This window comes from Oscillospiraceae bacterium (genome assembly GCA_015068525.1).
Classification (GTDB): Bacteria; Bacillota; Clostridia; order UMGS1840; family HGM11507; genus SIG450.
Window position 1 is genome coordinate 1 of sequence record SVKJ01000040.1, and the last position, 8,492, is coordinate 8,492.

Genomic DNA, 8,492 nt, shown 5'->3' on the forward strand with positions numbered 1-8,492 from the left:
TATCATATGAATAGACGGTGCACTCGCTTTTAATCTCACGCCGAATTTATTGCCTTGTTTTACAATTTCGGGTTCTTCAAGTGTCAGTTCGTCTATTGACGGAGATACTATTCCGTATCCTTTTCTGTTTACTTCGGAAATTGCATAAGAAAGTTTATCATATTCTTTTTTAATTTTCGAAAGTTCTGTTAAGACATTAAGTAAATCTCTGTCATTTTCTATTGTTAAATCGGTATTTTCACTTATAATTTTATAGAAAAGTTCATCTTTTAAATCAAGTTTAACATAAACTGTTCCTTCTCCCAGATTACAATCAGATATTCCTGCATATTTTATAAAGTCATAATCGTCAAGAAGAGTAAGAGTATTTTTCACGTCATTTACTTTATAAGCATTTTTTATAACTTCTCTTATAGAACGGCATACATTATTTTTCAGCCAGTTTGTCGGAGGCAGAGTTGAAAGCCAGTCAGGTGTATCAAATTCTACTTGCTTAACAGGAAATTCATTAAGCACTGCTCCAATTACATCAAGCATTTCTTCTTTTGTTATTTCAAGTAAATTAAGTGCCATAATGGGTACATTATACTTTTCTTCAAGTTCGCTTTTTAAAGATATACTTTCAGAAGAATAGGGATTTTCACAGTTTAAAAGAACAACAAAAGGTTTACCAATCTCTTTTAGTTCGTTTATTACCCTTTCTTCCGCTTCAACATAATCTTCTCTCGGAATTTCTGATATACTTCCGTCAGTTGTTATAACAAGACCGATTGTAGAATGGTCACATATTACTTTTTTAGTGCCGAGTTCTGCTGCTTTAATAAATGGAATAGGTTCGGAATACCAAGGTGTATTTACCATTCTCGGCTCTTCATTTTCTATATGCCCGAGTGCTGAATCCACAACGTATCCGACACAGTCAATCATTCTGACATTAAAACTTACATTATCCTCTGTTTTTATTTTAATTGCTTCATTCGGGATAAATTTCGGCTCGGTTGTCATAATAGTTTTGCCCTTAGCACTTTGAGGCAACTCGTCTTTTGCCCTTTCTTTTTTATGCTCGTTTGATATATTGGGAATGACAAGAGAAGACATAAAATTTTTAATAAAGGTTGATTTACCTGTACGAACAGGTCCGACTACCCCTATATAAATATCTCCATCGGTTCTCTTTGCCACATCTTCCAAAACATTATATTGTCCCATAATTTTTCCTCCTTGATAAATCAGTTAGTATATTGTATTTTAGGAGAAAAAAAAATATTACTTTTTTTAATATTAATTTCAAATGTTATTATATTTAATTTTTATTTTTTTTAGGAATTTGAACAATTATGATGGCAATAAACATAATTATACATCCAATAAGTTCCCTCTCTGTCATACGTTCATTAAGAATTATTGCACCTGCTATAACGGCAAACACAGACTCAAGGCTCATAAGTAACGAGGCAACAGTAGGCTCGGTATATTTTTGGGCAACTATCTGGAATGTGTATCCTAAGCCTCCTGAAATCACTCCGCAATAAACAATGGGCAGAGCGGCAGAAATAATTTTATCAGTTCCCGGTGTTTCGAAAATAAAAGCAAAAATCCAGGAAATAACTGCAACGGTTGTAAACTGGATTGCAGAAATACGTATTGGATTTCCTTTTAAAACAAAGTAATCACAACAAAGTATATGCCCCGAAAAAAAGAATGCACAAATTAAAACAAGTGTATCTCCGTAAGATAAGAAAAAACCTTCATTTATACAAAGTAAATACATTCCGATAAGTCCGATAATTACTGAGATAAGAACAAGTAATGAACTTTTCTTTTTAAAAACAACAAAATTTATAACAGGAACTATAATTATATAAAGCGCTGTTATAAATCCTGCCTTACCTGCAGTTGTATAAATAATTCCTGTTTGCTGAAGCATACTTGCCATGGTAAGAAATACTCCGCAACATATTCCGCCGATAATTGTATTCTTCTTATATGCTTTATTTAATTTAATATCATTAAATTCTTCATCTTTACAAAAGACAGATAAAATCCCTATAGCAATTGCCGCCAATGTCATTCTTGAGGCTCCGAATGTAAAGGGCTCTATACTTTCCATTCCAACTCTTTGAAATGCAAATGCCGTTCCCCAGATAACTGCGGTAAATATTAACAATAAGTTTCCAAACAAATGATTCTTTTTCATATTGCTTCTCCATTTGATAAATTGATTTTTAGTTTTGTTAATTATACCAATTTTTTTACCTTTTGTCACTAATTTTTAAAAATATTGAAAATATTCTTGTTTTTCTTTTTTGCATACGACAGCGTTTTATAAGCACCGCCCCATGTGTGTTCTACATAACATATAAGATACTTAGAATTATTCATCATACTTTCCTCTCTGTTTCATTAAATACTCACTATATGTAAGTATTATATAACACTTACAAAGAATTGAAACAGCAGCATCTTCCTGCACTTTAGATACATTAATAGATATTGCAGAAGCATTAAATATTCCACTAAAGAAATTATTTGAATTTAAAGACTAAAAAAGAGTGCTATCTTCACGTATTCAAATGAAGATAACACTCTTAATTTTTTATGTAGCCCAGCCAATTACATTGGCAATTCGTTCTTTCAGTTCGTCAAACTGTCTTTCAGACAGATATGTTTTAACATCTTCTAAATCTATTGATTTAAGTTTTTCTGCAATGTCCTTGTGTCCTGCTACAAAGCGCTCACAAAGGTCATCTAAGGGGATAGATGCAGAATTACCCATTGTTGTTCTTGAAAGCCCTAAAAAGCCTTCCTGGAAGGCAACATTGTGGTCATAGCATGGTGATACAGATTTAAACTCAAAAGTTTTACTGTCATAGAGCAGTCCATAGTTATCATCGTGCAAGTCAGGGTTCGCAATAATATAATTAAATATATACATTCTCTGCAACTCGACAATGATTTTGTGATACTTAACATCTTTTACCAATATATTATAGATTTCATCTGATGTATCAAAATATGTTTTCAGTTCACTTGCGTGAACTAAAGATGTGGAGTAGTCTGTGAAAATCTTAATCTTTACCAATTCACCTTCCAAATCACATTCAGCAACATTTACACCAATCTGCTTTCCGATAAGATATGCAGGGTATTCCAAAGCTGCATCTTTTTTCAACTTATAAATATAACCACCGAATACTGCTTTAGGGAAATAGCCTTTTGTGGTAAATAAAGATGTATAGCCTTTTAATATATCTTCACTTTCTTTAAGTTCGCCTGTTAATGCAACATTGTTAAGGGCGATGTTATCATCTCTTAATCTTTTAAGCTCATCCCAATCAGCAATGGAATCACGGGTTTTTATCCAGAAATTATCTGTAAAAGATATACCGGAACTGTCCTTAATAACCTTATCTTTGTCTCTTCCGACCTTACGGGCAATATAAACCATATTCATATATGTTCTGTTTAAATTGTTTATTCTATCAGTCAGCCATTCAGATACCGACACTGCGGAAATCTTGTCCTTGCCACGAAGCCCGAAAGGAAGTCGCTCTTTACAATAAACTATAACCTCATCAGTTTCTCTATTAAATTGAAGCACAGGAACATCTTCATGCATTATGGTATATCTTTTAATTTTTTTTGTTGATTGCCCATTATTTGGAATTGTAACCATAAAATATCCCTCCACACTATATTTATCCATTCATTAATGCAACAATCGCTTCTATATTATCAATAATAAACTGTTGTGCATTACGATTATACAAAACGGCAGTATATACTCCCTGTGCTCCTGTTCGTAATTCAGTAATTATACCAAGTTCACTACCATGTTTTGTCGGCATTTTAGTTGTTTTGCCGTTTGGTTTTTCTGAAACTTCAAGAATTTCTATACTTAAAAGCCAGTCAGTAATATTCTTATATGTTATTTTTTTCATATTATCATTATCAGTAAGTGCATTTATCCTCTTTGCAATTTCAGTTATAGAAATCGGCACATCAGAATATTCAAATTTTTGCATTTCTTCAAATGTTATATAAAAATTTTCTTTAGCCACTTTTTTTACAATTGGTTTTTCCTTATCTTCTATAACCTGTCTTAAAACATCAGATACATAAAAAAGACACCTGGACAGACGAACATTATTTAATGTATCACTTTCAGGTATTACAGTATCATCAATAGGATTTATACCATTTGCTAATTTTTCAATATAAGTTTTTGCTCTTATAAGAGTTTCGATTTCAGTCATAATATGTACCTCCTTATTCACAAAACATTAGCAACTTTTTTTAATATAATACTTTTTTCAACAGTTTTATACTTTGCATTTCAAATTAAAAAAGCCCGCTTATGCCGTTACAAGTCCTATAAAAACCTGCTTATGCAGGTGGGTACCAGCCCGAAAACTTTACTGTTTCTCCTACAGCCACTCTTTCGAGCAGGGAGCATACAAACCATTTTCGGAGACAAAATTCCCTGTTATTATTTATCGGTTAATATAAAAAACTTGTTGACGGACACAGCAGGCATTTATTATTTACAGTTCATTAAATTATGAACAATTTTTGCCGCTTCAGCTCTTGTTGTTGTAAGATGAGGCTCAAACATATTATTACCTGTTCCGTGAATAATATCCGCTTCCTGCAATTCTTTTATAGCCTCAGTTGCATAGAAACTGATTTTATTCATATCATAAAAATCTGTAGAATAAGTTTTAAACGGTAAATCTATATCTGCACGAAGTGCTGCTCTATATGCGATAGTGCACATATCCTGCCTTGTTATATAAACTTCCTCTTTAAAATCTTCTTCATCGTATATTCCCTGAATAAGTGCGTAGAATTCGGCTGCTGCCATATATGAATAATACCACTTGCCTTCATATTTTTCCCCAAACTCTTTATCATAAACTGAGTTGGTTTTTAAAAGTGCTTTAACTATCATTTTTATAAATTCTTCACGGGTAACGGGGTTTTGGGGAGAAAAAGTTCTTTCGCCGGTGCCATTTATAACACCTTCCTTATAAAGATGCATAATACTTTCTACTGCCCATGTATATTCTTCAATATCATCAAAAGGATACGATATTAAATGCTGAGGAGGTGCAGGCTCGTTATTTTCATTATTGGCACCTTCCTCTTCCATATCATCAAAAAAATCATCTTCAGGCTCTTCAAAAATAAGTTTACCATTAAACACTATAAGTTTAAAATTAGCCATACTGTCAGGTACTTTTTTGAAATTTAACATATAGGCAATTTCTTCCTGAAAGCACAAATCAAAGCCTATCAGGATAGGCAGATGTTCTTCCTTTTGCATAGTTTGTAAAAGAACAGTTATAAAATAAGCATCCAGATCCTGTGCATAGATATTGGACTTAAACTCGTCAACAGTTGCATCCATATCATTTAAAAATTTTTCAATGGCTTCATCTGAGATATTGGCACTTTTAAGTTTTATAATAAAATTATCCGAAAGCGCACAAAGGTTCTCGTATGTTGACATTCCTTCGCATAAGGAAACAAAAGTAAAATTTGAAATTAAAAATGTAATAATAAGAAAAGTTAAAACAAATTTTCTCATATTCCCCTCCAAAAAATCTTTTATAAAATAATTATACTACATTATCTTTAAAAAATAAATAATTTTTTTTCAAAATTAAATAATATTAATATTAAATTTTTCAGGGTGAAATTATGATACTTGTTATAAGAACTTTTATATTATATTTTCTGGTAATGTTCTCCTTAAGGTTTATGGGTAAAAAGCAAATAGGACAAATGGAGCCATCAGAACTTACCGTTGCAATTATGATTTCCGAACTTGCTACTATCCCTCTTTCTGAAACAGGAATTCCCCTTTTAAACGGAATTGTACCTGTTTTGATTTTATCTGCTATTGAAATACTCATTTCAATTCTTGTTATAAAAAGTCTTAAATTTCGGAAACTCGTTACGGGAAAGCCTGTTATTATTGTTGAAAAAGGAATACTTAACGAAGAAGTTTTAAGAAACACAAGGTTTACAACAGATGATTTACTCACTGAAATGCGACTTAAGGGAGTTTCAAACATAACGGATATTCAATACGCAATTTTAGAAACGGGAGGACAGGTAAGTTTTATTTTAAATAAAGAAAATTCCCCCATAACTTTTAAAGATTTAAATATAAATGTCAAAGAAGATTTTATGCCATTTCCTGTTATATCCAAAGGAGTTCTTTTAAAAGAAAATCTTAGTATTATCAGCCGTGATGAAAAATGGTTAAATAACAAACTTAAGGAAAAAGGATACAGTGATTACAGTCAAATACTGCTTCTTATGGCAAACCATAAAGAAATAAAATTTATACAAAAAAAGGAAACGAAAAAATGAAAATGGGATACATTGCACTTGCGCTTATTATTCTTATAACATGTCTTCTTTTTATGTTTAATAACTATCTTGAAAATTCGGCAAACACTATGACAAAACTTATTAAGACAATGAATTATAACGTGCAAAAAAAAGATTATACTACGGCTTACAAAAGTTTTTTAAGTTTAAAAGATAAATGGGAAAAAAGCGAAAAAATAATACATCTTATTGTTGAAAACGAAGAACTTGACAATATAAACATAACAATTCATGAAATTGAATCATTTTTTGAAAATAAAACTTTTGAAGAATTTTTTGAAAAGAGTTATAATCTTATTTTTTCAATAAATCATTTATATGAAAAGAATAAATTAAGTTTAGAAACCATCTTTTAATACTATCCTACTCAAAGCAAATGCATATAATATAATATACCGAGAATTTAAAAATATAGAAAAGAGGATAAAAATGAAATATTATTTAGCTGTATTTTCATCCATTACATTTGCTAACAGACTAAAAAAGAAATTGGAAAATTATCCGGGATATATAACTTTAATGCATACTCCTTTAAGTTTGTCAAAAAACGGTTGTTCGTACTCTTTAAGATTCAAAGAAGACAGGTTAAGCGACGTAATAAGAGAAGCGAACGCTTTAAATATAACAATTAAAAATATTTATACTGAAGAAAATAATAAATATGTTAAATTTCAATGATTTATCTTGACAACAGTGCCACCACAGGAAAAAAACCCTATATGGTTAAAAAAGCAATTTTACAGGAACTTGAAGAAAGTGCCAATCCCGGCAGATCATCACATTTTTCAGGATTAAGAGCGCTTAATAAAATATACGAAGCGAGAGAACAATTATCTCGTCTTTTTAAAATCAATGAACCCGAAAACTTTATTTTAACACCTAACGCAACCTACGCTCTTAATTTTGCAATAAAAGGACTTTTAAAACCTTTTGACCATTGCATAACTACTACTATGGAACACAATTCTGTTATACGGCCCCTTAATTCTTTAAAAAATGTTGATATATCATATGTAAAAGGGGATACATCGGGCTATATTTCTCCTTCTCTTATAAGCGAAAAAATAAAAAGCAATACAAAACTGATTATTATAAATCATTCTTCAAATGTAAACGGCATAGTTCAGGATATTGAAAAAATTTCCGAACTTGTAAAGGCATATAACATTCCTATTCTTATTGATGCATCTCAGAGTGCAGGGATTATAGATACAGACTGGTCTTCTTTTTCAATGATTGCTTTTGCGGGACATAAAAGTCTTTACGGGCCACAAGGTACAGGAGGGCTTTATGTAAACTCAAAAATTAATCTTAATACTATAGTTGAGGGTGGAACAGGAAGCAATTCAAAAGATAAAAAAAACCCCGAAGAATATCCTGACCGTCTGGAAAGCGGAACTCTTAACACACCGGGTTTTTCGGGACTTACAGAAGGTATTAAATTTGTTTTAGAACATGGAATATCAAATATTAAAGAATATGAACATTATTTAATCTCACATCTTTTATCTTCCCTTTCAAATATGAAAAACATCACTCTATACTCGCCCTTTAATGTTGAAAAGTTAAGTAATTTAATATCTTTTAATATAAATGGTATGGAGAGTTCTTTAGTTGCTGATATTTTAAACAGAGAATATAATATTGCTGTCCGTCCAGGATATCACTGCGCATATATGGCACACGAAACTTTGGGAAGTTCCGAAACAGGCTCAGTGAGGGTTAGCGTTTCTTATTTTAACAAACTTTCGGAAATTAAATACCTTATAGACGCAATAAATAAAATATCAAAAAATAGAAGTTGAGATTACTCAACTTCTACAGCGTGCCGATAAACCTATCGTCACGCTGGCAGAGTTCGAAAAAGGATGGGATATTTTAGCAAAATGAATGCAGACAGTACTAAAGTACGGCAAGGCTCATTTTGTTAAAAAGCAAAGAATGGCAAGGGTTTCTCGATGATACTGATGTGACCCCAAAAAGTTAGACTTTTTATAGCGTAGTGGTTTTAGAGGCTGCTACGCTATTTTTATGCAACTAAGGCTTTAAGTCGATATTCAACCGGACTCATCCACCCAAGTTTTTCTTTA

Annotated in this window: 9 protein-coding genes and 1 other RNA gene; 4 read left to right on the forward strand and 6 right to left on the reverse strand. The window is 31.5% G+C overall.

Annotated elements, in window-relative coordinates; genetic code table 11:
* The 6 genes from spoIVA to E7419_08010 form a co-directional block, all read right to left on the reverse strand.
* On the reverse strand, window positions 1-1,209 hold a 1,209-nt coding region (gene spoIVA, locus E7419_07985), incomplete at its 3' end, for a stage IV sporulation protein A (protein ID MBE7015119.1).
* A gap of 94 nt (window positions 1,210-1,303) precedes the next feature.
* Window positions 1,304-2,197, reverse strand: a complete 894-nt coding sequence (locus E7419_07990; GenBank protein MBE7015120.1) for a DMT family transporter — start codon at window positions 2,195-2,197, stop codon at window positions 1,304-1,306.
* Between the two features lie 399 nt (window positions 2,198-2,596).
* The gene (locus E7419_07995; protein MBE7015121.1) at window positions 2,597-3,706 is read right to left on the reverse strand and encodes a hypothetical protein; all 1,110 of its coding nucleotides are present in this window, start codon (window positions 3,704-3,706) and stop codon (window positions 2,597-2,599) included.
* Entirely contained in the window at window positions 3,699-4,256 is a 558-nt protein-coding gene (locus E7419_08000; protein MBE7015122.1) for a hypothetical protein, read from the reverse strand. The genes E7419_07995 and E7419_08000 overlap by 8 nt, the downstream gene beginning before the upstream one ends.
* 88 nt (window positions 4,257-4,344) lie before the next feature.
* Window positions 4,345-4,539, reverse strand: a non-coding RNA gene (gene ssrS / locus E7419_08005) — 6S RNA.
* 1 nt (window position 4,540) lies between these two features.
* Entirely contained in the window at window positions 4,541-5,590 is a 1,050-nt protein-coding gene (locus tag E7419_08010) for an S-layer homology domain-containing protein (GenBank protein ID MBE7015123.1), read from the reverse strand.
* A 113-nt stretch (window positions 5,591-5,703) separates the two neighbouring features.
* On the opposite strand from E7419_08010, the gene E7419_08015 reads away from it, so the two are divergent.
* From E7419_08015 to E7419_08030, 4 genes are all read left to right on the forward strand, one after another.
* The gene (locus E7419_08015) at window positions 5,704-6,381 is read left to right on the forward strand and encodes a DUF421 domain-containing protein (GenBank protein ID MBE7015124.1); all 678 of its coding nucleotides are present in this window, start codon (window positions 5,704-5,706) and stop codon (window positions 6,379-6,381) included.
* Window positions 6,378-6,758 (forward strand): DUF4363 family protein, encoded by a 381-nt coding sequence (locus E7419_08020; protein ID MBE7015125.1) that lies wholly within the window; start codon window positions 6,378-6,380, stop codon window positions 6,756-6,758. Before E7419_08015 ends, E7419_08020 begins: the two co-directional genes overlap by 4 nt.
* Before the next feature lie 73 nt (window positions 6,759-6,831).
* Window positions 6,832-7,080: a DUF3343 domain-containing protein gene (locus E7419_08025; protein ID MBE7015126.1), complete on the forward strand. Its 249-nt coding sequence runs from the start codon at window positions 6,832-6,834 to the stop codon at window positions 7,078-7,080.
* Window positions 7,077-8,207 (forward strand): aminotransferase class V-fold PLP-dependent enzyme, encoded by a 1,131-nt coding sequence (locus E7419_08030; GenBank protein MBE7015127.1) that lies wholly within the window; start codon window positions 7,077-7,079, stop codon window positions 8,205-8,207. The genes E7419_08025 and E7419_08030 overlap by 4 nt, the downstream gene beginning before the upstream one ends.
* Window positions 8,208-8,492 lie beyond the last annotated feature (285 nt).